Here is a 26,504-nt window from a genome sequence, read left to right as displayed (position 1 = left end):
CCAGAGTTATGAATGATGGACTTGGATAGTCTTGCTTCAGATGCCACAACGCTCAAGCGACTGATTTATTTACAGCGCTTTACCACTGGTGCGCAGGGACGACCGCATCTCCGCTGACGGCAACGAACCCTGCATCCTGTCACCGCGCCATGAAAGCCGCCAACTCCTCGGGCGCGCCGTTCGGAAACGCTCGTCTGAGATAATCGAGAAACGCCGAGACCCGCGCGCTCAATAATCGTCGCGACGGATACAGGGCCCACAGTGCGACTGGCGGTGCGTCGATGTCGCCCCAGTGCACCAGCGTTCCATTGCGCAGGTCCTGGCCCACCAGCGACACCGGTAAGCGGCCGGCGCCTACGCCCGCCAACACGGCGTCGCGGACCATGACCAGCGAAGACAGACTCAGCACCGGGTCTATGGCCATAGCGGTTTGGCCTTTGGGAGTTGCTAAAGCCCACACGCGCTGGCGGTCGCCGGGCCCTCTTGTCACCGCCGCTACCGGGACGTCGGGCTTGGGCCGGGCAAGGTGTGGGCTCGCGACGACGACCAGCCGGTCGTGCAGAAAGATGCGACCGATCAGGCTTTCGTCGACCTCCGGATTGACGCGAATCACCAGGTCATAACCTTCTTCGATCATGTCGACAGCGCGGTCTTCGGTCGTCACCTCGAGCCGTACTTCCGGATGCTCAAGGGCAAAGCCTGCCGCCAGCTTGCCCATGGCGGTCTGGGCGAAAAACAGTGGGGCGCTGATGCGCAATTTACCCCGTGGTCGCGCTCCGCCTGACGCGATCGCCGCAGCCGTCTCATCCAGTTCGGTCAGTAGCGCTCCCGTGCGTTCAAACAGCGCGCGGCCTTCCTCGGTGAGCTTAAGGGTACGCCCGCCGCGTTCGAACAGGCGCAAATCCAGGCTGCGTTCCAGCTCTGCAACCCGACGTGACAACGTGGCTTTGGGCCGCTCGGCGGCACGTGCCGCGCGGCCGAACCCGCCATGCCGGGCGACGAGATTGAAATCAGCAAGGGCAAGCAAATCCATGGTTCACCTGAAAACAAAGCAACGGTTGGAAATGAGCGATAGCGCCGGCCGCAGAGCAGCAGGGCCGATGCTGGAACGAGACTGTTCCATAGATGGAACGACGTGTCTAATATTGGCGTCTAGCGGTTCATTCATGATCCACCGATAGTGGCGTCTCCAGTCAAATCCACCACGGTGAACCACCATGACTATCTTCGTAACGGGCGCTACCGGCCGAGTTGGCAGCAAAGTCGTTCAACAGCTCCTCAAGCGCGATGCCCACGTACGTGTCCTTGTACGTGACCCTTCGAGCACACATTTCCCCACGCAAGTGGACGTCGTCCAGGGCGAGATGCTCGACATCGAATCCCTTCGTCGTGCGTTCGTGGGGGTTTCCACGTTCTTCCTGCTCAACGCCGTAGCGGCGGATGAATTCACCCAGGCACTGATCGCGCTCAATATCGCGAGGGAGGCCGGCGTCAACCGCTTGGTTTACCTCTCGGTTATTCACGCCGACCGCTTCGTCGACGTGCCGCATTTCGCGGTGAAATCAGGCGCTGAGCGGATGATTGAGCAAATGGGCTTCAATGCCACGATCCTGCGTCCGAGCTACTTCATCGACAACGACGAAATGGTCAAGGAAGCTATCTTCGAGCACGGCGTGTATCCGATGCCGATTGGCAGTAAGGGCCTGGCCATGGTCGATGCCCGGGACATCGCCGAAGTGGCGGCCATCGAGCTGTTGCGGCGCGATCAGACCTCGGACGACCTGCCCAACGTAGTCATCAATCTGGTTGGCCCGGATACACTGACGGGCGAGGGGTTGCCGCGATCTGGACGCAAGTCCTCGGACGTCCGGTCGTTTACGGGGGCGATGATCCGTCGGGTTTCGAGCAGAACGTCGCGACATTCATGCCCACGTGGATGGCCTATGAGATGCGCCTCATGGCCCAGCGGTTTGTCAGCGACGGAATGATTCCCGACACCGGCGATGTGGCACGCCTGACGCAAATCCTGGGACGCAAGCTTCATTCCTACCGAGATTTCGCGACCCGGTTGGCGCGGGCGGTCTAAACAGGCGGCCAGCGACAGGCTGATGGACGAAATTGATCGGCATTTCGCTGGCCGCACGCTCGGTTGCTCCTGCAGCAAGCGCGGCGTCGGATTGCTGAAACATCGCTGAGATGATTGCAATAGAGCCATCTCACGAAAAAAATGTATTTATTTTCATACACAATTTGCAACACCCGACCGCCCAGTCCTTCTACCCCTCAGGCGATACAACCGGGCACGTTGTCGCACCTGTAGCACCGTTGCCCGGTTGTGATCAATCGTTTCATCTGGCATAAAAAGCGGGCTTCGGGCTCGAAAATCTAGAAAAAACATAGATTAATGGGTCGACGATAGCTGCTGCATGTCCGACCCCCGCGCGCTACCCACCAAGCCAGTTTTGCTCGCTGCCCGAAGCAGAAATCTGTGCCACCCCTCTGCCTTTCAACCTCATCGAGGCCACTCATCGGCGCGCCCAAGCGTCCTGCATCAAAAAGGAACGGAAAATTGAGCGATCAATCCACTCCGAACACTCCACTCTCACGATTCTGCGACAAAGTGGGCATTCCCTATCCCATGTTCTGGGGCTTTGTCGGCCTGCTGATCTTCATGATCGGCGATGGCGTAGAACTCGGCTACCTCTCGCCCTTCCTCAGTGAACGCGGCATGCCCGGCGATGAAGTCGCCATGATCTTCACCCTCTACGGCGTCACGGTCGGGATTTCCTCCTGGCTCGCCGGCGCACTCTCCAACATCTGGGGCCCGAAACGGGTGATGTTCCTGGGCTTGGTCATCTGGAGCGTGTTTGAGGTGCTCTTCCTGATCTACGGACTGCAGGACCTGAGCTACTCAATGATTCTGCTGACCTACGGCCTGCGCGGCTTCGGCTACCCGTTGTTCGCTTACGGCTTTCTGGTATGGATCGCCGCGTCCACGCCCTCTCGCAAGATGGGCATGGCCGTGGGCTGGTTCTGGGTGGCTTACGCGGCGGGCCTGCCGATGCTGGGCTCTCTGGTGGCAAGTGTCGCTATCCCGCTGATCGGCGCATTGCAGACCTTCTGGCTGTCCTTTGCACTGGTGGTCGTCGGCGGCGCGATTGGTCTGATCGGGATGCGTGAAGCCCATGGCATGCGTCGGCTGGCGCCCGAGGGTGAACGGCCGCTCGTGTCGATGGCCAAGAACATCACCATCATGTGGACGCGCCCCAAAGTGTCGCTGGCCGGGATCGTTCGGGTGATCAACACCTCGTCGATGTTCGGTTTTCTGGTGGTCATGCCTGGATTCTTTATGCACACCGTCGGCTTCACCCTCGAAGAATGGCTGCGCCTGCTGACCATCGTCTTCGTGTTCAACATCATCGGTAATCTGGGCTCTAGCGTGATCAGCACGAAGATCGGTTATCGCAACACGATCCTGTGGTTTGGCGCGGTGGGCAGCACGATCAGCACCCCGTTGTTCTTCTTCATGCCCCAGGCGTTTCCCCACGACTTCCTGATCGCCTCGATCTTCGGCGCCTTCTACGGCCTGACATTGGCGTGTTTCGTGCCGCTTTCGGCGCTCGCACCCGCACTGGCGCCGAACAACAAGGCCGCTGCATTGTCGGTGTTGAGCCTCGGGGCAGGGGCGTCGACATGGGTGGGCCCTGCGGTGGTCGCGATCTTCAATGACAGTTACGGGATTGAAGGCGTGGTCTGGGCCTTTTGCGGGCTGTACGCGCTGAGTGCCGTGCTGACCGTCTTCCTGAAAGATCCGGAGCCCGTGCATGACCCGATCCTGATCAAGATCAAGCGCCGGATCAAAGTGTTCGCGCCGCGTCTGGATTATCGTTGGGCCCATGCCGAGGACCCAAAGAAAAACGTAAGCTGATTCCGGTGGTCGCGCGGCGCGACAGTCATGCAACGGTCGACTGCCGCGCCGCGTGTCTCAACGGGGCGGGGTGATCACTCCGCTGCCGCCGGCGGCTGTTCCTTGCCCAGCCCGTCGTTGATCAACACCATGCTCTGCGGTGCCGACAGGGCGATGCCCATTTCCCGCAGGCGACCCAACACGGTGAACAACAGATCGCTTCGCGCACCGCCCACCGAGCGCGGGCTGTTGACGTAACCCGTGGCGCTGATGATAAGGCCGGTGTTGGTCAGGTCTTTGAAGGTGACCGAGGGCGCTGGCGTATCGAGGACGGCTTCGTGCTCGGTAAACGCCTGCAACAGCAGTTCGCGGATCTGCAAGACATCCGTTTCCAGCGGCAACGTCAGGGAAATCCCGACCACGCCGAGTGCGTTGCCCATGGTCACGTTGCGCACGTTCTGGGTAATGAACTGTGAGTTCGGCACAATCACCGTGGAGCGGTCGGACATCTGGATCTCGGTGGCACGCACGTTGATCCGGCGAATATCGCCCTCGACCCCCGCCAGACTCACCCAGTCTCCCACCTTGACTGGCCGCTCGGTCAGCAGGATCAGGCCGGAGATAAAGTTCTGCACGATGGCCTGCAAACCAAAACCGATCCCCACCGACAGGGCGCTCACTACCCAGGTCAGGTTGGTCAGGCTGATGTGCAGCGTGGACATCACCACCGCAATCACCAGCACAAACCCGATGTAGCCGATCAGGGTCACCAGGGACGCCTGCATGCCGGCGTCCATGTTGGTTTCCGGCAGCAGGCGCTCGCCGAACCATTCCTTGAGCACGCGCACGCCCAGCATGCCAAGTACCAAACAACCCAGCGCCATGAGGATGTCGCTTGGAACGATGTTCAGGGCGCCCAGGGATTTGTCGGTCACTTCCATCCGGGTGAAGCTTTCGAGCAACTCGCCCGGGCTTGAACCCGAGGGCAGAAAGGCCAGCAGCACGGCGGCCAGCAGCAGCAAACTGCGGCCAACGCCCGCCAGAATCGTGCTCGCCTGGGCCTGATGGCGCGGCGACAGGCCGAGTGCCGAACCCAGTGCCATGCCACCCGGTTGCTTGGGCGACAGGAGGGTTTCGCAGACGTCGCCAAAGAACGCCACCAGCAGATAGGCGGTCGAGGCCACCACGCTCATCCACAGCAGCTTGACGGCGAGGAAGTAGGCCAGCGTCAGGTAGCCGCTCAACAACGCCAGCAGGCTTAATCCGACCCAGACCGCGACGACGAAGGGGATCAACCCGGCGAGGCCGCCGGGACGTTCAATGGCGAAGCGGCGGCGGGTGCGGCGGTAGCGCACCAGGCCGAAGAAAAACATCAGCGAAACGGCCAGTGCGGTCAGGCCGTTGACGGCGACGGTCAGTGCCAGGCTGCTGGCGATGACGCTGTTGATGCGTTCCTGGGTGCCGATGACCATCAGCGCCAAAGCCAGCACGGGCGGGAATCGGCCCATGGCGGTGGCAATTTCGTCAGGAATCTTCGGCAGGCGCCACGAAGGGTGTGGCAGCATCAGCAGCGCGCGGCCCAGGCCGACGATGAAGGCGCAGAAGGTGATCAGCGTCTGCAGTTGGTCGAGCAGGTTGACCACGTCGTTGCTGAGCACCGCATTGCTGACGATGCCCCAACGCAGCAAGGACGTGGCGGCGGTGATGGTGACCACCGTCGACAGCCCGACGGCCAGTGCCAGGGCGCTGCGACGCAGACGGCCTTCGGGCAACCAACGGACCATCAGGCGGATCAGCAGGCTCTCCAACAGGCGGCGCACCACCACCCAGATCAGCAGCGCGCCGATCACCACGCTGGCAAACAGCATGCGGTTGCCGGGCGCCAGTGCGCTGACGAACACGCTGCGGACGTCGTCCAGCAGCCCGTTCATGCGCCGGAGGTCGTCATCGGTCGGGCGAATCAGGGTCGACCAGAACGCCGAACTCAACGGGCTTGCCGTACGAGTGCTGATCTGGGAATCGAACAGGCTGCGACGCAGGCTGAAGATCTGGGTGGCCAGGTCCCGTGCCGACTGACTCAATGTATTGGTCTGCCGCTCGTCGCTGACCAGCGCGTTTTTCTGGGCCGTCAACGCCTTGCGCTGGCTGGTCAGGGCAGGCGCTTCGTCGGGTTGCACCGGGCCAAGGATGTTCAGCTGATCGTTGAGGTGCTCGATGTCAACGGCCTGTTTGGCGATGAGCTCATCGGCTTGCTTCTGCACCTGCAACGCGGCCTGACGCAGGCTCGACAGCAAGTCGTCATTGGCACTGACGGTAACTTTTTGCCGGATCTGGTCAAGCTGCTCGTTCAGATCATCCAGGCTCGGTGCCTCGACTTCAGGCGCCGCATCGCTTTGGCTGGCGGCCTGCGGCGCGGCCTTTGGGGCCGGCGCGGCCTGAGCAAACGCTGGCAGGGTCACGCACAGCAGCAACAGGGCCAGCAGTCCAGCATGGAAACGGTTCAACGTAGCGTGCTGCATTCGGGTTCCTTTGGGGGCGTTAACCGGTTTTGCGACCTGATCATGTGGCGCAGTCGTCGAAAGACAGGCGGGGGCTCGACCCTTCGTGCGCGCGGGGGCGGATGATAGCAAGGATTGGGTCGGGACAACTTACGCTCGTTGTGCGCAGCCGACGGTGGTGGGGCTGATGGGAGATCAAGGGCGTTTGCCTGGGGGCACACTGTTTCGCTGCACCCAAGTCGCGACTGGTGTCGTCTGCACTCGCAGTGTATGAAGATCAAGATCAAAAGCGTATTTAGATCAGATCAAAGGCTTCCCGGCTAAAGCCAGTCCTACAATCGCAGCCGGGCCTACGGGGCGTACGCGGTCTGCTATTTCCGATCGTGCCTACGCTCCGCGTGGGTATGCATCTTAGGACGCTCCGCGTCCATTCCCGGCTGAAGCCGGTCTCACTGAACGCGCGCGCTTCAAAGTGTGGGACCGGCTTCAACCGGGGAGGGACCTTCTCGAGCACCACCGCTCACCGATACCCACCATGCTCTCAGGTCATGTGATATTCACACTCAGCGGCACATGATCGTGTTCGTTGTATCAATAGGGCCCGCGAAGGGCCTTCTTCAATCAAGAGGTAGCAGGATGCCGACACATAACCCTCAGGTGGATCTCGACCATCGCCCCCGTCTGGCTGATCTTCATCCCGTCACGACCGAACAGTCATCCCATGCCACCGCCCTGCGGTCAGCCCCGCAGGCGCGGATCACGCCGGCAGCGCAACTGGAAGGTCGATCGGGCTACAACGGTGATTTTCTCGGGGAATTCGTCGTGCCCTGGCCGACCACCTCGACGCCGGATGACGTATTCCCCGTGGGGAATCCCGGCAACCGTCTGGACTACACCCATTTCTCCATCAGCATGTCCCGGAGTCGGCGCATTGCGTTGTACGTCGGCGTGAACATCGAGGGTGGCAGCAGCGTCGAGATCGTGCGGCGTCAGGACACCTGGGCCTATGACGGCCGCCTGCCGATCGAGGCGCAGCTTGGCGAGGATTTGTACCGCGACAACTTGCTCGATCGCGGTCATCTGGTGCGGCGGCAGGACCCTAACTGGGGCGACGAGGCGCAGACCGCCAATCAGGACACGTTTCATTTCACCAATTGCTCGCCGCAGATGTCCGCCTTCAATCAGAAAACCTGGCTGGAGCTCGAAGACTTCATCCTGGAAAACACCCGCCGCTGGAAAGAGCGCGCAACGGTGTTCACCGGACCGGTGCTGCGCAGTGACGACCCGCTGTACCGAGGGGTGCAAATCCCCAGAGCCTTCTGGAAAGTTGTCGCGTTTCTCGGCGATGACGGCAAACCTTCGGCCAGCGCGTACGTGATCGACCAGACCCGCGAGCTGGGCAAGCTGGAGCTGGTGTTTGGCGCGTTAAGGACGTATCGACGCAGCGTCACGCAGATTGAGACGCTCACGGGCATCAGCTTCGGGGAATTGGCGCGGTATGACGGTTTCTCCAATGAAGAACAGATCACCGGCACACGGATCGAGGCGCTGATTCAGCGGCCCGAGGATATTCGTCTCTAAGCCCATGACGCCAAGGCTCCGCGCCGAGCCTGGGCATCACCCTCTGGCCCGGCCTGATCCCGACGGCGAGTGAGCGGTACCGCGCAAAAACCACAAAATAACGGGATCCAAACGGAATTTATGGGCGCGTCGGGTATCTAGCATCACGCGTACAGACGGTACAGCGGCATCGGCATCGGCAAGCTGCCGACTGAACCCGCACGCCGTACCGCCTTGAAGCACGATTTCTCTGCCAACGTCTTTTTTCACTTCCTGGAGATCCACCGACAATGACCGTCTCATTCAGCCGCCACTGGTTACTCGCCCTCGCACTGCCGCTGCTCCTGACCGCCTGCGGCAGCAGCGAGCCTGACCAGCGCGCCGCATTCAAGCAGTTCCTGCAAACCCGCATCATCGACAAGCCCGGCGTCCACGTGCCCAAACTGACACCGGATGAATCGAAGTCCTTCGGTGATTACACCCAGCACTATGCCGTGATCACTGACTTCAACAGTGGCATGGACGCCAGCACCAAACCCCTGAACGGTTTCGTTCAGAAAGGCGCGTTCCGCTCATTGGGCGATGTGATCGCGCGCCGCGATGATCTCAAGACGGTGCAAGCCGGCGTGAACGACCTCGTCGTGCAACTCAAGCAAACGTTGGCGAAAGCTGATGCAGCCCATGCCCAGCTCAAGCAGCCGGACGATCTGAAAGCCGTGTATGACAGCGCCTATGATCGCACCGTCAGCGTACCGGCCAACACGCTCCTGACCGTCATGCCGCAAGTCAACGGCACCTTCGAATCGGGCCTGAAAGTGGCGGACTACGTCGACGCTCACAAGGCGCAGATCCAGATCAATGGCTCGGTGGTTCAAGTGACGGACCCCAAGGTGCAGGCCGAGTTGAACACGCTGTTGCAGGACCTGAATGCCAAGGCCAAGGTGGTTCAGGAAGCGCAGACACGCATGCAGGCGGTGTTGCTGGGGCGTTGAATCCACACCTGACAACGGCACTCGGCGCAGTAAAGTCTCGCTGACGCCTTCCCGGCTAACCCGGTCCTGCAACCTGCATGCAGTCAGTAGGACCGGGTTTGGCCGGGAAGCGCCTTGATCCTGCGGCGGAGGGACACAGGCAAAATCGAGGCGTGATTGCCCACCGCCTGTCTTATATCTCGTCAGATAACCCGCTTTTCACACGACATCCCCATACTTCCCCCGTCTTTTCAGTTGAAAACGGAGCACGTTATGACACTGCAATTCAATGTCCGGGATTTCGGCGCTGTGGGTGACGGACATACGTCTGACACCGCAGCCATTCAAGCCGCCATCGATGCTGCGGCGAAAGCCGGCGGCGGCGATGTGTATATTCCCGCGGGCACCTGGACCCTGACCCCGGCCGGAAAGCCTGCCGACGGCGCGCTGATGCTCAAAAGCAATGTGTTCATCAAGGGCGAGGGCATGGGCGCCACGGTGCTCAAGCTGGCCGATGGCACCGACCAGGCGGTCACCGGCCTCATCCGCTCGGCGAGCGGCGAGGCGACCCACGATTTCGGCGTCAGCAATCTCACCCTCGACGGCAACCGGGATTCGACCACAGGCAAGGTGGATGGCTGGTACAACGGGTTTCTGCCAGGCCAGCCGGGTCAGGACAGCAACGTCACGCTCTCCGGCGTCGAGATCCGCGACTGCTCCGGCTACGGGTTCGATCCCCACGAGCGCACGGCCAACATGCTCATCGAAAACAGCGTGTCCCATGGCAACGGGCTCGACGGGTTCGTTGCCGACTACCTGATCGACAGCACCTTTCGCAACAACCTGGCGTACGACAATGACCGCCACGGTTTCAACGTTGTCACGACCACCCACGACCTGGCGCTGCTGAGCAACGTCTCCCACGACAATGGCGGCGGCGGCATCGTCGTCCAGCGCGGCAGCGAAAACATCCCCTCGCCGCATCACATCACCATCGAGGGTGGCGAGGTGTACGGCAATGCGGCGGAAGGGGTGTTGGTGAAACTGTCCAACGGCGTCGATATCAGCGGCGTGGACATCCACCACAACGGCACCTCCGGCGTGCGTGTGTATGGCAGCACGGACGTTGAAGTGCGCGGCAATCTGATTCACGAGAACGCGCAGAAAGCCGGCATCCCTGAAGTGCTGATCCAGCCATTCGACGATCGCGGCGGCGTTTCCGGGAAGCTTCATCCGGCGGACCACAACACCTTCGCGGACAACATCATCACAGGCGGCGACAAAAGCACCTTCGGCGTGGCGGAGGAGAGCGGCCAGTCAGGCAGCAACTCCGTTTACGGCAACACCTTCGCTCATCTGCAGCAGGGTGCCGTATCGCTGCAAGGCGCGGGTGACCACGTCGGGACCAACCCGATGCTGAACGCCATCGACGGCGGGAATGGCAGCGATGTCCTCGTCGGAACGGCCAAGGCCGACTCGCTCAACGGCAAGGACGGAGCAGACACATTGAACGGTGGGTCGGGGGCGGATCTGCTCTGGGGCGGCGCCGGCCATGACCGCTTGCTCGGCGGCAGCGGCAACGACACCCTGATCGGCGGCGCCGATGCCGACGTGCTGTTCGGGGGCGCAGGTTCTGATCTGTTTCTGTTTACCTCTGTGTCCGACAGCTACAGAACGGCCACCGCCGGCCATGCAGACCGCATCGGCGACTTCGATGCCGCCCACGACACCATCGACGTCTCGGGCCTCGGCTTCACCGGATTCGGCGACGGCCATGACGGCACCCTGAAGTTCACCACCAACGCCGAGCACACCCGGGTCTACCTGAAAGACCTTGATCCTGATGTGCAAGGGCATCGCTTCGAACTGGTGCTGGACGGTGATTTCAACGGCGGTCTGCCTTCAAAAGCCATGGTATTTGCCGACGCCCCAGCGTTGCTGGCCAACACATCAACGGCAGCGGATGCCGTGTCAGTGGAGCTGGTAGGCGTGGCTCAGGATCATCCGGAGATGGGGCTGGTTTGACGTAACGTCAGGACCGTCCTTGCCCCTGCGCGAGCACGGGCGGTGAACCGAGGGTTGCACGCGCCGTGGGGCAATACTCACGGCGCGATGCCGTTCAATTCTGGCACCCAATTTCCGCGCCAACCTTTGCATCCTCAAGACCTTCCCGCTAAAGTCGGCCTCCGGGCGTCTGCTGCGCCTGCGGTCCGCGCGAAGGGGTTCCCCAAGGCAAGCGTTTCCCCAATCATTCATTCCAGCTCCCGGCTTGTCGGCGGACCGAGCCCTGTAAGGAGTTGGCATGCCTGCCATTAATGCGTCCCGTCAACACGGTCTGCTCGACCTGCCTGCGCTGCGTAAGCACGCAAAACGTCTGCTTAAATCACTTAAAACCGGCGAAGCCGATGACGCCCGGGCGCAACTGCGCGCAATGGGCCTGCCCGGACCCGACTACCGGCTCGCCGACACCCACTGGCTGGTGGCCCGCGAGGCGGGTTTCGCCAGTTGGCCCAAATTGATCGCCCATGCCGACGCTGTCGCATTTGCCGCCCGCCATCCGGATTTTGCGGCGACGGGGGAAGCACAGGTTCAGCACTGGCGCTGCGGCAACGACATCGAGCGCAGCCTGCGCGTTGTCGGCTTCGCAGGCTCGTTCCAGATGTTCGACGACCCGATGGTCATGGGACCGGTTCCCGCACTGCCCGACGATGAGTATTGGGCGATACGTGCCGCGTTTGCCGAGCAGGCGTTTGGACTGTCACCCCGTGACGTTCAGCAACGCCAGGCGATTCAGCGTGAGGCATTGGCCCGTCTGAACGCTAACAGTGAACTGGTGCTGTGGTGCGAGGCCGATGCGTACGATCAGCTGTTTCTGGTGCGTCTGCTGGCGAGTCTGCCCAGCATGCCGCGCAGGCTGGAACTGATCGAGATCAATCGCGTGCCCGGCGTCGAGCGATTCATCGGCATCGGGCAACTGAACCCGGACGTGCTCGCCTGGCTATGGCCCCAGCGGCGCGCCATCGGTGAAGACGCTCTGGCACTGGCCCGGCAGGTATGGGCCGCCTACACCGCAGCGGACCCGACGCGCTGGGCCGAGCTCGCGGCACAGCACCATTGCGCGCTGCCGCTGCTTGGTCCCGCGTTGGCGAGACAACTGCAAGAACTGCCCGGCGCAGAGGATGGCCTGGGCCTGACTCAGCGACTGACCCTGCGCATCCTCGCGGAGAAAGGCGAGATGGCGGCCGGCAAGGTCTTCGGCCATTTGATGCTGACCTATGAGCCGCTGCCGTATCTGGGCGACATGATGTTCAACGCACTGCTCAGGCCTCTCATCGAGGCGCCCCAGCCGCTGATTCACGAACAGCCGGGCAGTGAATGGCCCAGACGCCTTGTCCGGTTGACCGCGCTGGGTGAGCGCGTGGTGCGCGGCGAGTTGAACTGGCTTGAGCTCGGGCCGGCGGAGCGCTGGGTCGGTGGGGTGCAGATTGTTGCCGATCGCTCGCCCTGGGTGGTCAGCGCAGAAGGCCGGGTGTGGCGTCGCTGACTAAGCCGGAGATATCAGCGACTTCTCCATGATGATCGTCCGCTCCTCGCCGTGGTATTCATCCCGAACGGTCGAGTAGCCCAGTGAACGGTAGAAGCCCTCTGCCGTGATGGAAGAGGGCACGCGCAACCGACGGACGCCGTGGGTGGCGGCGGCTGACTCAACCGCCGCCATCAACGCCCGCCCGGCGCCCTGGCCCTGGTGTGTCGGCGGGACGAATACGCTTCGGACCGTGGCCCGTGTCAATCGGTTGCTCGATGGAGGCACCGAGCCCTTGGCGATCTTCTGTTTCCGGTGAACTGTCCGCTTTACGGACACCGCTGGGCAAACGGCGTAGTCTTACGCTGCTTGTCAACCCACCGGCAATGTCTGGTGTCAGCGCACTCAATGCGCTTGCGTGACGCGAGAACACCTGAAATGACGTCGCAGACGATCGATACCCACAGCCTTCATTTTGACCTTGGCCCCACGAGCGCGAACAACTGGTCCGAAGTGATGCTTGAGCACCACGGAATGCACTGCCAGCTAGATGCGTCGCTCTCGGCCGCGTCAACAGCGCACAGCTGGAGTCTGGGTGACGTCGGGCTGACTCTGGCGGATCTGTCGTCGGTGATACTGATGCCCGTTGGCGAGGAACGCGCTTCCTGGCAGGGCGAGTGGCTTTACCTGAAACTCATGACAGGGGGCCAGGTTGATATCGAAGCCTGCGGTCATCGTCAGCGTTTCACCACTGGCCACATGTTTTTTATCGACCCTGAACGCGCGTTCACAGAGGCTTTCACCGCGCGCGGGCAAATGACCGTGTTGCGTATTCCCAAGGCTGTTTTGCGTGATCGGGGGCTTAGGTCGTCGCTGCCCGCACCGCAAGTCGCGAACATGAATTCGGCGGACATGCGCGCCACCCGCGCGTTGATTCACTGCATTGCGCAGCAGCGCTTTGAACCCGGTCCGGTGATCCGCGAACTGATGGGGCGCCAGCTGCTCGATTTGATCGACGCCATGCTGGGGCACCCTGGCGACCGGGCAATCTCTCGCAGTACCGAAGTGGTGGTCCTTCGGGCCAAGCGTTACATTCATGGCGCGTTGAGCGATACCAGCCTTGACTCGACGGCGATCGCGGCAGCGGCCCATGTGTCAGTCAAACACCTGCAGCGCTTGTTCCGGGACCAGGGCACCAGTGTGATGCGGCATGTCTGGTCAGTGCGCCTTCACCACGCGCGAAGCCTGCTCAGTCCGACGCGAGTACCCCGGGCGACCGTTCAGGAAGTCGCTTGGCGATGTGGATTTTCCACCGCCGCGCACTTTAGTCGCGCCTACCACGCCCAATTCGGCGTTCGTCCTTCGCACCTGGAATCCTACACCCGCTGATTCTGTGTCCGTCGCATCCGAAGGATGCTCCACAGGTGCCTCCAATCAAATGCGCCCTGCGGACATGCATCAGGCGCCTTGCAGATAACGGCCGCAGAGTGCGCGCGTCTTAGAATCAATCACGTCATCCACTGGCGGATTAACTTTGAAGACTGCAGCGAGTTCGCTCAGTCAAGACCCTCGCCAATCACTTCCTGCGTTCAGGTCACGGCTGCTTCTTGTCGTGATCCCGGGCAAAGCCTGCAAGGTCATTTATGAACAGTTTCTCGGACGCCGCGTTTTCGCGTCGTGTAACGGACAATCAACAGCGCTTGAAAGCTTCCCTGCGCGATACCTACGACTACATCATCTGCGGCAGCGGCACATCCGGCTCAGTGGTAGCCAGACGTCTCGCCGAAAACCCCGACATCAACGTGCTGCTCATTGATGCCGGCGGCTGCGATAACGTGCCCGCCGTCAACGACGCCAGCGTCTGGTTCACCAATCTTGGCAGCGAGCGCGACTGGCAATTCACTGCGCAGCCCAATCGGCATCTCAACGGTCGCACCTTAGGCCTTTCGATGGGCAAGGTGCTGGGTGGGGGCGGGTCTGTCAACGCGATGGTCTGGGCGCGGGGTCACCGCAGTGACTGGGATTTTTTCGCCAGCGAGTCGGGCGACCCGGCCTGGAATTACGCCTCCACCCTGGCCACTTACCGGCGCATCGAAGCCTGGAAGGGCCCGCGCGATCCGCAGCGCCGCGGCACCGACGGACTGGTGTTCGTGCAGCCGCCGCAAGACCCCAATCCCGTCGCGTTGGCCATGCTGAAGGCTGCAGCACGCCGGGGCATCACGGTTTTTGAGGATCAGAACGGCGAGATGATGGAAGGTGAGGGCGGCGCTGCCTTGGCCAACCTGTGCGTGGAGGAGGGTCAGCGGCGTTCTATCTTTCGCAGCTACGTGTATCCGCTGATGGACCAACCGAACCTGACCGTCCTGACCCACACTCACGTGTTGCGGGTGCTGCTGGAAGGCAAACGTGCCGTGGGCGTACAGGTGCTCCGCGACGGCCAGGTCAGAAACTTCAAAGCCACGCAGGAGGTGGTGCTGTCACTGGGCGCGATACACACGCCCAAGGTGTTGATGTTGTCCGGCATCGGCGATGCACGGCAGCTGACGGCCCACGGGATCGGGCTGGTTCAGCACCTCCCGGGTGTCGGGCAAAATTACCAGGACCACATCATGGTTTCAGGGTGTATCTGGCAATACGAGCAAGCGCAGGCGCCACGCAATAACGCGGGCGAATCCACCTTCTTCTGGAAAAGCGACCCTGCGCTGGAGGTGCCGGATATTCAGACCTTCCTCGCGCAAATTCCCATTGCCTCCCCTGAAACCCAGGCCCTTTTCCAACCGCCAGCGGACACCTGGACGCTACTTCCGGGTCTGGTCCGGCCAAAAAGCCGCGGTTCGATCACCCTCACGGGCGCCTACCCCATGGACCCGCTCAACATCGACAGCGCCGCGCTGGCTGACCCCGATGACTTGCAGGCGCTGGTGCGTGCCGTCGAACTGTGTCGCGACATCGGCAACAGCGCGCCCATGCGGCCCTTTGCTCGCCGGGAAATCATGCCGGGCGCCCTGAACGGTCGCGAGCTGGAACACTTTGTAAGAAACGCCGCATCGACCGTCTGGCACCAGTCCTGTACGGCCAAAATGGGGCGGGATGAAGTATCGGTTGTGGACTCGCAATTGCGCGTCTACGGCGTGACGGGGCTGCGAATCGCGGACGCCTCAATCATGCCGCGCGTGACCACCGGTAACACGATGGCCCCTTGCGTCATCATCGGCGAGCGCTTGGGCGCCCTGCTCACCGGCCGGCCTTGACGCCTCGCTTCGCCACGTTCACCCATCAGCGAGGCGGCGTGCCGCGCTCGCGTTCTGCACCCCTGAAAGGACCCCCCATGGAACATGCATACAAGCTGTTGATCGACGGCGCGCTGGTACCGGGCCCCAGCCTTCTGGAAGTGATCAACCCCGCCACCGCGAAGGTGTTTATTGCCGTCCCCAGAGCCGACCAGGCGCAGGCATTTAAGGCCGTGGCGGCGGCCAGATTGGCGTTCCCGCAATGGGCAGCACTGACATATGCGGAGCGTGCTGCTTACGTGCTCCGGTTCGCCGACGTCATGGCGGCGAGCGCGCAAGACCTGATCACTATGTTGACCCGCGAGCAAGGCAAACCCTTGGGCGAAGCGCAGTTCGAAATTGAACTGTCGATCGCCAACCTCAGGTATCACGCCGCGCAGGAACTGACAGCGAAGGTCATTCGGGAGAACGCCGGGGAACAGATCATCGAACAGCGCGTCCCCCATGGAGTGGTCGTGGCGATCGCGCCGTGGAACTTCCCGGTGTGGGTGCTGATTTCCAAACTGGGTGCGGCCTTAATGACCGGTAACACCGCCATTGCCAAGCCGGCACCGACCACCCCGGTCACCACCTTGATGCTGGGCGAATTGGCGGCGCGTATCTTCCCTCGCGGCGTCTTCCAGACGTTGACCGACATGAACGATCTGGGGGCGGTGTTGACCCGTCACCCTGACGTCGCTTATGTCAGTTTTACCGGCTCCACCGTGACCGGGAAAAAGGTATTGAGTAGTACCGTGGCCACGTTGAAGCGTTCGACCCTGGAGTTGGGCGGTAATGACGCCGCCATTGTTCTCGACGACGCGGACATCAGCGCCGTCGCTGCCAGGGTGTATTCGGCTGCGTTCATGAACGCAGGCCAGATCTGTTTTGCGACCAAGCGCGTCTATGTCCCCGATTCGATGCTGGCAGCCTTCGTCGAGGCGTTGGTCAACCTGGCTAACGCGTCACGGCTTGGCGATGGGCTGGAGAGCACGACAACACTGGGCCCTGTCCAGAACAAAGCCCAATATGACAAGGTCCGGGCGTTCATCGACGAGGCGAGGGAACACGGCACCGTCATCAGTGGCCAGCAGACCGTGCCGGTTCAGGGTTACTTCATTGCGCCCACGATTGTGACGGGGCTTGCGGACGATGCGCGGTTGGTGCGCGAGGAGCAGTTTGGCCCCGTGTTGCCGGTGCTGGGTTATAGCAATGTTGAAGACATGATCCGCCGGGTGAACGACTCGGATTACGGGTTAGGCGCCTCTGTCTGGACCTCGAACACTCAACGGGGCATCGCTGTCGCCTCGCGGATTGACTCTGGAACGGTTTGGGTCAACGGCCACCTGCATTTGCCATTTGATATTCCGTTCGGTGGAGCCAAGCAGTCAGGGATCGGTCAGCAAGGCGGAATCGAGGGGATGAAAGACTTTACTCAAGTGAGGGTGGTCAACGTCGCGCTAGGCTGATCGAGCGTCGCTCAGTTCGCCACACAGGCCATTGCCGCTTTTCGTTTGACCCCATGAGTGACCGTGAGCCAGCCCGAGGCGATGGCCAGCAGCAAAGCGAACGTCGAGAGAATGCCACCCACCCAGTTGGGGGCGGCGAAACCAAACCCCAGGGCGATGACCCAGCCGCCGAGCCAGGCGCCGATCGCGTTGCCCTGGTTGAACAGGCCGATATTGACGGGCGCAGCCAGGTTGGGTGCGCCTGCCGCACGAGCCTTGTCCATCACCAGCCGCTGGATGGGCGACACGCTGGCAAAGCCGAAACCCGCCATCAGCAGCACACAAATGGCCGATGCCACACGACTTTCTACCACGAAGAAGAACGCGAACAGCACCAGTGCCTGTCCCGCCAGGGTGACGTACAGCAGGGGCATCAGCGCGCAATCTGCCAGCTTGCCACCCAGCAGATTGCCGATGAACAAGCCCAGGCCAAACAGGAAAAGGATGCCGGTCACCCCGTTGTTCGAGTACCCCGTCAGCTCCGTCATCATCGGTGAGATGTAGGTGATCGCTGTGAAGAATGCCGCCGGCCCCAGCACCGTAATGCCCATGGCCAGCAGCACGTGCACATCGACGAAAGCGGACAGCTCGCCCATCAGCGACACCAGCATGGTTTTCTGTCGCACGCGAGCGCCCAGAATAATGAGCAGCGGTGCGCCTACAAATACCCCTAGCGCGTAGCTCGTCGCCATATAACCGGCTTCTGAAAACGAAATGCCGAACTCGGTCGCAATCCCTGGCAACAGCCCGGCGATGACGAACTCGGTGGTGCCAATGCCGAAGGTGGCGATGGCGAGTGCCCAAATGGCAGCTGGCATGAACAGTCCCTCTCGATGGTGGTGCGTGGTCGATGAGGGATACTAGAGCCGTAGATCCGGATTGGAAATTAGGTACCATCCGGGGACATAGACACCTTTTGGTAACCATGACATGCCTGAAACCGATGCCGCGCCGTTAGTGTTTGATGCCCGTTGCGCACCGCGCAGGGTGATGGGCCTGTTCACCGTAAAGTGGGTCAGCCTGGTGCTGCACGCCCTGGATCGATGGCCCGGCGGACGCTGCCGTACCGGACAACTGCAGCGGGCGTTGCCTGGCATTTCCAAGAAGATGCTGGTGCAGACGCTTCACGACGTTGAGGCGCGCGGTCTGGTCGCGCGCCACGTCCACAGCGTCGTGCCGCCCAAGGTGGAATATGAATTGACGCCGTTGGGCAAAACATTTGCTCAGGCGGTCGAGATGCTCTACCGCTGGGGAGAGGAGCACCCGCAGGCGCTGGACGCGCTGGAGGCTAATATGGCCCGCGCCAGACCCGACCTCGAATCGAACCGCGCCGAGTCTCTTGAAGACGAATGACGCCGATGCTTACATGGCTATCCACCCCTCTTGGCCCGGTGTCATCCATGAATACCAGTATTTTCCACGCATTGGCCGCCGCCGCGTTGTTCGGTGCCAGCACCCCGCTTGCCAAACTTCTCGGGCTCGATGTGCCCCCTGTGTTGCTCGCAGGCTTGCTCTATCTGGGCAGTGGTCTGGGTCTGACCCTTGTCCGGTTGGTGCGTGACCGTGGCTGGAAAAACGTCGGCCTGACGCCGTCCGAGTGGCCTTGGTTGCTGGGCGCGATTATGTTCGGGGGCGTGCTCGGGCCGGTGGCGCTGATGTTTGGACTCACCACGACCTCTGGCGCAACTGCCTCGTTGATGCTCAATCTCGAAGCGGTGCTGACAGCACTGTTGGCGTGGGTGGTGTTCAAGGAAAGTGCTGACCGGCGAATTGTCTGGGGCATGATCGCGATCATTGCTGGTGGCGTGGTGCTGGCCTGGCCCCATGAAAGCCTGCAAGCCCATGACTGGCTCGGGCCGCTCGCCGTCGGCGCTGCCTGTCTGTGCTGGGCCATCGACAACAACCTGACACGCAAGGTGTCCGCGTCCGATGCGCTTTTTCTGGCTGGGTTCAAAGGCTTGGTGGCGGGGTTGGTCAATTGTTCGCTGGCGTTTCTGTTGGGCGCCCGACTTCCCGATGCCCTGGTGCTCGGGCAGACACTGGCGCTCGGGTTTCTCGGCTACGGCGTCAGCTTGGTGCTCTTTGTTCTCGCCCTTCGTGGTCTGGGCTCCGCGCGGACAGGGGCGTATTTTTCAACTGCCCCTTTCTCGGCGCCGCCATTGCGATCCTCCTCCTCGGCGAGCCTGTGTCGGGAGCTTTCTGGGTGGCCGCTGTCCTGATGGGTGTTGGCGTGTGGCTTCACCTCACCGAACGTCACGGACATGAGCATCAGCACGTGCCGATGACCCATGCACACCGGCATGTTCACGATGAGCACCACCAGCATGAACACGCTTTTGAGTGGAAGGGGACGGGCCCACACAGCCATGTTCACGACCATGCGCAGGTGCGCCACAGTCATCCTCACTTTCCGGATATCCATCACCGGCATACCCATTAGCGGCGTCGGATGAAGGGAGGGCGCACCTGGCCCCTGCGGTTACGCTGCGGACAAGTGCTCGTAAAGGATCGTCGCCCCGACCAGCATCAGCACGATGCCTCCAATGATTTCCGCGCGTTTGCCCACCACGGTCCCCAGCACGCGGCCCAGCATCACGCCAATCGTGACCATCACCGTCGTGGCGACACCAATGGCGGCGGCAGCCACCAGGATATTCACGTTGACGAAGGCCAGGCCAACGCCCACGGCCAGCGCATCGATGCTGGTGGCGAACGCGGTCACGGCCAAGATCAGGAAGGAATGCTGTTTGGGCTTTTCTTCTTCGGCCTCTTCGTGCTTGAGGCCGTTGTAGATCATGTGCACGCCGAGGACCACCAGCAGGGTGAAGGCGATCCAGTGATCCCAGTTCTGGACGTAGGACGTGGCGGCCTGGCCGATCACCCAGCCGATCAGGGGCGTGATGCCTTCGATGACGCCAAAGATAAGACCGGTGCGCAGCGCTTCGATAAAACGAGGCTTATGCAGGCTCGCGCCTTTACCGATGGCCGCTGCGAAAGCGTCCGTGGACATGGCCAGAGCAAGAAGGATGAGGGAAATCGGGTTCACGGCTATGTTCCAGTCGGGCTGTGAGTCAACGACGCTACCACACGCCCGACTTTAGGCATGGATGCATCGTTGGTCTCGCCAACCCGAAGGTGTTCGTGCCACGGCAGGCCGCCGAGAATGTTGACACGAACGCTCTGGGACAATGAGTCCAGAGCAGGCTACTCCCCAACAAGGGCCGCCACTATAGCGCTTGAATGTAAAAGAAATGTCGTCGCGTATGATTTTGCTTCGGCCGGGCAGGGGGCCGACCTGTGCACCGCCACGTACAGGAAAAATCGTTACGGGCCGAAGCGGCACGCTTGCGCATGCGATGTGATGGCGGCTAAACCGCTTCCGATGTCGCGATACAGCCCAGGATTCTGAGATACAGGCTCACGGTCGTACCGGCGCCGGGCGCTGTGTCGATGCGCGCATCGCCGCCAGATTTGATCGCAAAATCCCTGGCTTGGGCCAACCCCAGCCCCGTTCCTTCGCCAACCGCCTTGGTCGTAAAAAGGGCTCGAACACCTGGTGCGCGACCTCGGCAGTCATGCCGGGGCCGTTGTCCCGGACACTGACGACCAGATAGTCGCCCTGCTGGAGCGACAGATCATCTTCCACGTGCACCCATCGGGTCGACACATGGACCTGACCGGTACCCTTCAGCGCATCGCGCGCATTGGTGAGCAGGTTCATGACCACGGCGTGGAGTTGGGCCTCCATGCACAGCACACCCCAACCCCACTCAGCGAAATCGAAGCTCAGATCGATGCGTTCGCTCATCGAGTGGCGCATCAGCGACTGCGCCGCGTGAAGGCGTGCGGTCACGTCGATACAGATGAGTTCAGGCCCGTCACCGCGTACGCTCGACATCAAATAACTGATGAGCTGCCGGCCTTGCTCCACGGCTTGCAGACCGGTCTCGGCGAAACGCTCGACGTCGGTAGGCCGGCGGGAGCGCAGGCGGGTCATTTGAAACGCAGCGCTGACGCTCTGCAGCAAGTTGTTGAAGTCATGGGCAATGCTTGCGGTGAGCATGCCCAGCGATGAAATGCAGCGCGAGTTCTGCAGCAGCGGGGTCACTTCGCTGGGGTTCTGCTCGGCTTGCTTGAACTGTTCCTCAAACTGCGCGAGCTGCCGTGCGCGCTGCTTGCCCAGCAACCGGGCTTCCAGCAAGGCAGCGGCTTGCCGGGCCAAGGCCTGCAACGCAAGGGATTGACGTTCGCTCAGCTGCCGGGTCTGGGTATCGATTACGCAGACAGTGCCGAGGGCGACACCGCTTTCCGTAACGATAGGGGCGCCTGCGTAGAAACGAATGTAGGGCGGGCCGAGCACCAGCGCGCTGGAAGCGAAGCGAGGGTCCAGGGCGGCGTCTTCAACCACCAGCACCTGCGCGGGGTCGAGAATCGCATGGCCGCAGAAGGCCAGATCCCGATGGGTCTCCTGCACTCCGAGGCCGATGCAGGCCTTGAACCACTGGCGATCTCGATCCACCAGGGACACCAGCGCAATGGGCGCGTCGCACAGGGTGGTGGCCAGTAGAACGATGTCGTCGAATGCCTTCTCGCTGCCGGAGTCCAGCACATCCAGGTGCTCGAGGGACAGGGCGCGCTCTTCCTCGTTGAAAGGAAAGGGGGCGGGATGATGGGACATTGATAATCTGCGTGGAGAAAAAAGGGATCGCGCATCATGCGCTGTGACCCGTCGCCCCGCAAGAGCACCGGCCTGTCGGTGGTCGGGGCGCTGTCGGGAGCCGTCAGCCACGCGTGGGTTGATCCCAAGCACTATCGCCGTGTGCAGAGGGGGCAAAACGCAACATCATACGGACAAACCCACCCATTCGAGGTGAGAAACCTGCTGTTGGTCCGATAAGCACCGCTTGGGGCGCTTGATGTTCAAGCGTCGGAAAATCAAGGCGATAACGGTATACATCCTTCAGATTACCCCCGCCATGATCCTCAGAAAACTGAACCTCGCCCCACGTTCTGCCCTGTGCTTCGGTTTCTTTTGCGCGATGATCATCGCAATCGGGTTGCTCGCCCTGCGCCAGGCCGATCTTCTCAATTCAGCAGAGAAGTACGTGGAGACCAACGTCCTGCCCAGCGTCAAATTGCTCGGTCAACTGGATCGAGAGTTTGTGAGCATCAGGGGTAACAACGCTCGTTTGCGCAACCCCCTCGAACCCCAGGATCGCAAAGCCAAGGCCCTCGGCGATATTCAGCAGTCGCGGCAATTGATCGCTACCCACTTGAAATCACTGGGCGCCCTGATCGTGACCACCAAGGGCCGAGAGGCGTACCAGACCTTTGAAGAAGCTCAACGTGGCTATACCGCCGCGCAGGATCAGTATCTGGCATCCATTGCGGCCGGGCAGCTTGATGCCGCCGTGGCCCTCTCCAATAACCAAATGAGAGACGCCGCCCAGGCAGTGGAACAGTCGATAGCCCGTTTGATTGAGGTCAACGATGGCAAAGCCTTGAAAGCCGGCGCTGACGCCGACGCTGCTTATCAGCAAACCCTGCTGATTGTGGGCCTTTTCATCGCCGTTGCCGTGGCGACGTCGTTGCTGCTCGCGCTGATGTACACCCGCAGTCTTACCCGACCCATCGGCGAGTCGCTGGAAATTGCCGAGCGTATTGCGGCAAATGATTTGAGCAAGGACATCAAATCCGATGGTACCGACGAAGCGGCCCGGCTGATCAAGGCGTTGGCGGTCATGCAGGGAAACCTGCGCCAGGCGCTGAGCCTGATTGGTGACTCCTCCACGCAGCTCGCGGCGACCTGTGAAGAAATGCACGCCGTGACAGAGGGTGCTTCGCGGACCATCCAGCGCCAGAGCCACGAGATTGAAATGGCCGCCACCGCGGTGACCGAAATGAGCGCCGCGGTGGAGGAGGTTGCCAGCAACGCGACCTCTACGTCCGAGCTGACCGCCCAGTCGAGCTCTGCGGCGAACGCCGGACGCACGCAAGTTGAAGAGACCGTGTCGGCGATCAACGTGATGGTCGCCAATGTGCAGGCCAGCTCCGCCGAGGTGAGATCTTTGGCCGTCATGGCCACCGACATCAGCAAGGTACTGGATGTGATTCGAGCCATCGCCGAGCAGACCAATTTGCTCGCACTCAACGCAGCCATCGAAGCGGCCCGGGCAGGAGAGGCGGGTCGCGGTTTCGCGGTCGTGGCGGATGAAGTCAGAGCCTTGGCCCATCGCACTCAGCAATCGACCCAGGAGATCGAGAAAATGGTGGGCTCGATCCAGACGGGCACCAGCGGTGCGGTGTCCTCGATGAACCAGACCAGTGTGCAGGCCAATAAAACCCTGGAAATGGCCAGCGGGGCGGGTGCAGTGCTGGCGGCAATCACCGCCTCGTTGAACCAGATCAACGAGCGCAATCTCATGATTGCCACGGCCTCGGAAGAGCAGGCGCAGGTGGCCCGTGAAGTGGATCGAAATCTGGTGAGCATTCGCGATCTTTCCAGCGAAACCTCCGTAGGGGCAAGCCAGACGGCGCTTGCCACGGCAGAGCTCACCAAACTCGCTTCCGGGTTAAACCGGTTGACCAGGCAGTTCCAGATCTAAGCGGCGATTGCGGATCTTCCTGCGGGCGCTCTGGACCGAACAACGGTTTTCTAAAGCCCTGCGGCCACCGATTCGATCATGCCCCGCAACCATTCCTGAGCCGGGTTCCCGTTGCCACGACGATGCCAGATGAGATGAAAGGTGATCTCCGGCAGGGCTACCGGCGGCGGGAACAGGATCAGTTTTCCTCCCGTTGGCGAGCTGAGGGCAATGCGCCTCAGGACGGTGGCGGTCATGCGGGAGGAGGCGACGATCGCCGGCACTGCAAACATCTGTGGCAGCGTCAGTGCCAGGGTGCGCTGTTTGCCCAACTGAGCCAGCGCCTGATCCACCAAGCCGTGTCGTTCACCCTCGGGCGAAACCAGTACATGGGGCAGCGAGAGGTAAGTGTCCATGTCCATGCCGCTCCGGGCTGCCGGATGGCCATGGGCGATGAGGGTGACGAACACGTCACGCAGAATGGGTCGCGTGAAAATGCGACCGTCTTGATGGCTCGGCAATACACCGATTGCCGCATCAATCACTCCCGCATCCAGCATGTCCACGGCATGGTCGCGGTCATTCACTGCGTGAACATTGATCGACAGGTGTGGCGCGTGTTCGCTCAAGGTCTGCAGCAGCGTGGGGAGCAGCACGAAGGCGGGATAGTCCGACAAGCCGAGGTTCATTGTGAGTACGGCATCGGCCGGGACAAAGTCAGGCATTTTCAACAGCGCGGCTTTTATCTGGCTCAGCGCCTCGGCGACGGGTTGGGCCAACTCACGGGCACGGGGCGTTGGAAGGAGGCCGTCAGGGCTGCGCAAAAAAGCGGATCGCCCAACAGCTTGCGCAAGCGCGAAAGCGCCGCACTCATGGCCGGTTGGCTGACGCCGACCTGGGTGGCGGCGCGCGTGACGTTGCGCTCGTCCATCAGAGCATTGAATGCGGCAAGCAGGTTCAGATCGATGCCATGAAAATCCATAAATCAAATAAACCTATATACGAGCCATTTGTTATACGGATGGTAGCCCTGCGCTCACACTCTCGCCACACCCCACGACGAGAGCAGCCTCATGACAAACGCAGAACTTGCCACCCGCCTGCACACCGAACGCCAGGCCGTTGAAACCCTCTACCGCGCGTTCAGCGAGAACAATCCCGACCTCGTCGACAGCGTGCTGGCTGCCGACTGGGATGACATCCCCCTGGCACCCGGGCAAGGCCCAGGCCCCGAGGGCATCAAACCGATTATCCGCAGCCTTGCCGACGCGTTTCCGGATGTGCGTATCGTCATCCACGACATGGTTCAGGCCCCCGGCCAGATCGCCGTGCGCGCTGAAATAACCGGTACCCACCTCGGCGAATTATTTGGCATTGCCGCCACCGGCAAACAGGTGAGCTTCCGACTGCATGAGTTCCATGCGCTGGAGAACGGCCGCGTGGTCACCACGTGGCACATGGAGGACTGGTTCGGCCTGTTCCTGCAACTCGGTCAATTCCCTCAAGCCTGAAGACCGCGAGAAAGCCATCATGAAATCAGCGTCCATTTCTGTATTCGGCGGCCCTGAGGTCGTCACGCTGCACAACCTCGATCTGAGCAAGCCAGGCGCGGACGACGTCCTCGTGAGGGTCGAGGCGGCGAGCGTCAACCCGCTGGATCTGAAGATCATCGCCGGGTACATGCAGCCGGTCTTTCCCGTTGAGCTGCCATACATCCCGGGCACCGATTTCAGCGGCATCGTCAGCAGCGTCGGTGAGCGGGTGACGCAGCTGAAACCCGGTGATCCCGTGTTCGGCCGCAGCACGCCCACTGCGGGAGGCGCCTTTGCCCGGCAGCTGATAATTGCCGCCACCGAGCTGTGTCTGATCCCGGATTCCATGAGTTTCGAGCAGGCGGCGGCGTTGCCGACGTCGTTCGGCACCGCGCAGCAGGCGTTGTTTGAGGTGGGGCAATTAAAGCCCGGCCAACGCGTCTTGATACATGGGGGAGCGGGCGGTGTAGGCAGCATGGCGGTGCAGCTGGCGCATCTGGCGGGCGCTTACGTCATTGCCACGGCTTCCGCACGCAACATCGAACGGGTGAACAGCCTGGGCGCGGACGAAGTGATCGATTACCGCACTCAGGATTTCACCAGGCTGCGTGACATCGACCTGGTGCTCGACACGGTGGGCGGCTCGACACTGGAAAGCTCCTGGTCGGTACTCGGCAAGGGTGGACGGATTGCGACCCTCGTGGAGTTCGACATCGAATCCCGCGAAGACCATGCCGGCGAAGCCGTGTTCTTTGCCAGCGCCACGCCGTATCTCCAGGAGGCGGTGCGGCAGTTCAGTGCAGGGCAACTGCAGGTTGTGACCGACTCGATCTTCACCCTGGACGAGACCCGCGCCGCACTGGAGAAAGTCGCCACCGGGCATGCCTCCGGTAAGGTCATTATCCGTACGGCCCATTGATTCAGTGGCGTCATCCATGTCACGACACGCCGATGGCTCGTAGATTTGATGTTCGCGGGCACGCGCAGCCAAAGCATGGGGTCATGAAATCGAAGGCTGTAGACGGGAGTGGCGGCTGGATGGTTGCAGGTACACCGATGCGGATCTTGAAGTCCTATAACGAGTGGGTTGATGCGGGTCACCGGCTCTAAGCGTTGAACGAGGGGAACGCGCATGAGCCGTTCCCCTCGTCG

The 26,504-nt window shown here is 61.6% G+C and carries 18 protein-coding genes and 4 pseudogenes; 14 read left to right on the top strand and 8 right to left on the bottom strand.

Features of this window, described 5'->3' with window-relative positions; translation table 11 throughout:
• Positions 1-139: 139 nt before the first annotated feature.
• Positions 140-1,033 carry a LysR family transcriptional regulator gene (locus tag JN403_RS19140; protein ID WP_205483827.1) on the bottom strand — a complete coding sequence of 298 codons (894 nt, stop codon included), beginning with the start codon at positions 1,031-1,033 and terminating at the stop codon, positions 140-142.
• 184 nt (positions 1,034-1,217) lie between these two features.
• Here JN403_RS19140 and JN403_RS19135 point away from each other — a divergent pair.
• Positions 1,218-2,086 (top strand): annotated as a pseudogene (locus JN403_RS19135) (NmrA family NAD(P)-binding protein).
• Between the two features lie 483 nt (positions 2,087-2,569).
• On the top strand, positions 2,570-3,928 hold the full coding sequence (locus JN403_RS19130) for an MFS transporter (RefSeq protein ID WP_240356679.1): 1,359 nt from the start codon (positions 2,570-2,572) through the stop codon (positions 3,926-3,928).
• 74 nt (positions 3,929-4,002) lie between these two features.
• Here JN403_RS19130 and JN403_RS19125 read toward each other — a convergent pair whose 3' ends face one another.
• Positions 4,003-6,426, bottom strand: a complete 2,424-nt coding sequence (locus JN403_RS19125; protein ID WP_122623846.1) for a DUF3772 domain-containing protein — start codon at positions 6,424-6,426, stop codon at positions 4,003-4,005.
• Between the two features lie 615 nt (positions 6,427-7,041).
• On the opposite strand from JN403_RS19125, the gene JN403_RS19120 reads away from it, so the two are divergent.
• The 4 genes from JN403_RS19120 to JN403_RS19105 all read left to right on the top strand — a co-directional run bounded on the left by JN403_RS19120 (position 7,042) and on the right by JN403_RS19105 (position 12,480).
• Positions 7,042-7,986 (top strand): DNA/RNA non-specific endonuclease, encoded by a 945-nt coding sequence (locus JN403_RS19120; protein ID WP_205483825.1) that lies wholly within the window; start codon positions 7,042-7,044, stop codon positions 7,984-7,986.
• 269 nt (positions 7,987-8,255) lie between these two features.
• Positions 8,256-8,957: a DUF3053 domain-containing protein gene (locus JN403_RS19115; protein ID WP_205483823.1), complete on the top strand. Its 702-nt coding sequence runs from the start codon at positions 8,256-8,258 to the stop codon at positions 8,955-8,957.
• 252 nt (positions 8,958-9,209) lie between these two features.
• Positions 9,210-10,961: a right-handed parallel beta-helix repeat-containing protein gene (locus tag JN403_RS19110; RefSeq protein WP_240356677.1), complete on the top strand. Its 1,752-nt coding sequence runs from the start codon at positions 9,210-9,212 to the stop codon at positions 10,959-10,961.
• A gap of 277 nt (positions 10,962-11,238) precedes the next feature.
• A complete protein-coding gene (locus JN403_RS19105; RefSeq protein ID WP_205483821.1) occupies positions 11,239-12,480 on the top strand; it encodes a DUF1835 domain-containing protein in 1,242 nt (413 codons plus the stop codon).
• Here the strand turns inward: JN403_RS19105 and JN403_RS19100 are convergent.
• Positions 12,481-12,738, bottom strand: a pseudogene (locus JN403_RS19100) (GNAT family N-acetyltransferase); the annotation flags it as partial.
• 255 nt (positions 12,739-12,993) lie between these two features.
• Between JN403_RS19100 and JN403_RS19095 the strand changes: the two are divergent.
• The 3 genes from JN403_RS19095 (at position 12,994) to JN403_RS19085 (ending at position 17,197) form a co-directional block, all read left to right on the top strand.
• Positions 12,994-13,848, top strand: a complete 855-nt coding sequence (locus tag JN403_RS19095; protein ID WP_240356675.1) for an AraC family transcriptional regulator — start codon at positions 12,994-12,996, stop codon at positions 13,846-13,848.
• Between the two features lie 254 nt (positions 13,849-14,102).
• On the top strand, positions 14,103-15,710 hold the full coding sequence (locus tag JN403_RS19090) for a GMC family oxidoreductase N-terminal domain-containing protein (RefSeq protein ID WP_205483813.1): 1,608 nt from the start codon (positions 14,103-14,105) through the stop codon (positions 15,708-15,710).
• A gap of 77 nt (positions 15,711-15,787) precedes the next feature.
• Positions 15,788-17,197, top strand: a complete 1,410-nt coding sequence (locus JN403_RS19085) for an aldehyde dehydrogenase family protein (RefSeq protein WP_205483810.1) — start codon at positions 15,788-15,790, stop codon at positions 17,195-17,197.
• A gap of 11 nt (positions 17,198-17,208) precedes the next feature.
• Here the strand turns inward: JN403_RS19085 and JN403_RS19080 are convergent, their stop codons facing one another.
• Entirely contained in the window at positions 17,209-18,054 is an 846-nt protein-coding gene (locus tag JN403_RS19080; RefSeq protein ID WP_205483807.1) for an MFS transporter, read from the bottom strand.
• A gap of 112 nt (positions 18,055-18,166) precedes the next feature.
• Here JN403_RS19080 and JN403_RS19075 point away from each other — a divergent pair, with 112 nt between their 5' ends.
• Complete coding sequence (locus JN403_RS19075) at positions 18,167-18,589, top strand: helix-turn-helix domain-containing protein (RefSeq protein WP_205483805.1); 423 nt, start codon at positions 18,167-18,169, stop codon at positions 18,587-18,589.
• A 47-nt stretch (positions 18,590-18,636) separates the two neighbouring features.
• Positions 18,637-19,676 (top strand): annotated as a pseudogene (locus JN403_RS19070) (EamA family transporter).
• Between the two features lie 39 nt (positions 19,677-19,715).
• On the opposite strand, the gene mntP reads toward JN403_RS19070, so the two are convergent.
• Both mntP and JN403_RS19060 read right to left on the bottom strand, forming a co-directional pair.
• Positions 19,716-20,282 (bottom strand): manganese efflux pump MntP, encoded by a 567-nt coding sequence (gene mntP, locus JN403_RS19065; RefSeq protein ID WP_205483803.1) that lies wholly within the window; start codon positions 20,280-20,282, stop codon positions 19,716-19,718.
• Between the two features lie 322 nt (positions 20,283-20,604).
• A pseudogene (locus JN403_RS19060) lies at positions 20,605-21,914 on the bottom strand (ATP-binding protein).
• A gap of 298 nt (positions 21,915-22,212) precedes the next feature.
• Here JN403_RS19060 and JN403_RS19055 point away from each other — a divergent pair.
• Positions 22,213-23,841 carry a methyl-accepting chemotaxis protein gene (locus tag JN403_RS19055; RefSeq protein WP_205483801.1) on the top strand — a complete coding sequence of 543 codons (1,629 nt, stop codon included), beginning with the start codon at positions 22,213-22,215 and terminating at the stop codon, positions 23,839-23,841.
• Positions 23,842-23,891: 50 nt separating this feature from the next.
• Here the strand turns inward: JN403_RS19055 and JN403_RS19050 are convergent, their stop codons facing one another.
• Both JN403_RS19050 and JN403_RS19045 read right to left on the bottom strand, forming a co-directional pair.
• A complete protein-coding gene (locus tag JN403_RS19050; RefSeq protein WP_240356673.1) occupies positions 23,892-24,599 on the bottom strand; it encodes a LysR substrate-binding domain-containing protein in 708 nt (235 codons plus the stop codon).
• The gene (locus tag JN403_RS19045) at positions 24,572-24,802 is read right to left on the bottom strand and encodes a LysR family transcriptional regulator (protein WP_240356671.1); all 231 of its coding nucleotides are present in this window, start codon (positions 24,800-24,802) and stop codon (positions 24,572-24,574) included. Before JN403_RS19045 ends, JN403_RS19050 begins: the two co-directional genes overlap by 28 nt.
• A gap of 91 nt (positions 24,803-24,893) precedes the next feature.
• Between JN403_RS19045 and JN403_RS19040 the strand changes: the two genes are divergently transcribed.
• Together JN403_RS19040 and JN403_RS19035 are read left to right on the top strand one after the other, a co-directional pair.
• Positions 24,894-25,331, top strand: coding sequence for an ester cyclase (locus tag JN403_RS19040; protein WP_205483799.1), 438 nt, complete (start codon positions 24,894-24,896; stop codon positions 25,329-25,331).
• 19 nt (positions 25,332-25,350) lie between these two features.
• A complete protein-coding gene (locus JN403_RS19035) occupies positions 25,351-26,271 on the top strand; it encodes an NADP-dependent oxidoreductase (RefSeq protein WP_205483797.1) in 921 nt (306 codons plus the stop codon).
• Positions 26,272-26,504 lie beyond the last annotated feature (233 nt).

Source organism: Pseudomonas sp. 15A4, from assembly GCF_016925575.1.
Classification (GTDB): Bacteria; Pseudomonadota; Gammaproteobacteria; order Pseudomonadales; family Pseudomonadaceae; genus Aquipseudomonas.
Note: the sequence above shows the minus strand (reverse complement) of the source record. Positions and strands in the feature narration are given on the sequence as shown.

Bases quoted from the DNA above. Each gene is read 5' to 3' on its own strand.
- JN403_RS19140 (WP_205483827.1), bottom strand. From the start codon at position 1,033: ATGGATTTGCTTGCCCTTGCTGATTTCAATCTCGTCGCCCGGCATGGC.
- JN403_RS19125 (WP_122623846.1), bottom strand. From the start codon at position 6,426: ATGCAGCACGCTACGTTGAACCGTTTCCATGCTGGACTGCTGGCCCTG.
- JN403_RS19120 (WP_205483825.1), top strand. From the start codon at position 7,042: ATGCCGACACATAACCCTCAGGTGGATCTCGACCATCGCCCCCGTCTG.
- JN403_RS19115 (WP_205483823.1), top strand. From the start codon at position 8,256: ATGACCGTCTCATTCAGCCGCCACTGGTTACTCGCCCTCGCACTGCCG.
- JN403_RS19110 (WP_240356677.1), top strand. From the start codon at position 9,210: ATGACACTGCAATTCAATGTCCGGGATTTCGGCGCTGTGGGTGACGGA.
- JN403_RS19105 (WP_205483821.1), top strand. From the start codon at position 11,239: ATGCCTGCCATTAATGCGTCCCGTCAACACGGTCTGCTCGACCTGCCT.
- JN403_RS19095 (WP_240356675.1), top strand. From the start codon at position 12,994: ATGCACTGCCAGCTAGATGCGTCGCTCTCGGCCGCGTCAACAGCGCAC.
- JN403_RS19090 (WP_205483813.1), top strand. From the start codon at position 14,103: ATGAACAGTTTCTCGGACGCCGCGTTTTCGCGTCGTGTAACGGACAAT.
- JN403_RS19085 (WP_205483810.1), top strand. From the start codon at position 15,788: ATGGAACATGCATACAAGCTGTTGATCGACGGCGCGCTGGTACCGGGC.
- JN403_RS19080 (WP_205483807.1), bottom strand. From the start codon at position 18,054: ATGCCAGCTGCCATTTGGGCACTCGCCATCGCCACCTTCGGCATTGGC.
- JN403_RS19075 (WP_205483805.1), top strand. From the start codon at position 18,167: ATGCCTGAAACCGATGCCGCGCCGTTAGTGTTTGATGCCCGTTGCGCA.
- JN403_RS19055 (WP_205483801.1), top strand. From the start codon at position 22,213: ATGATCCTCAGAAAACTGAACCTCGCCCCACGTTCTGCCCTGTGCTTC.
- JN403_RS19045 (WP_240356671.1), bottom strand. From the start codon at position 24,802: ATGGATTTTCATGGCATCGATCTGAACCTGCTTGCCGCATTCAATGCT.
- JN403_RS19040 (WP_205483799.1), top strand. From the start codon at position 24,894: ATGACAAACGCAGAACTTGCCACCCGCCTGCACACCGAACGCCAGGCC.
- JN403_RS19035 (WP_205483797.1), top strand. From the start codon at position 25,351: ATGAAATCAGCGTCCATTTCTGTATTCGGCGGCCCTGAGGTCGTCACG.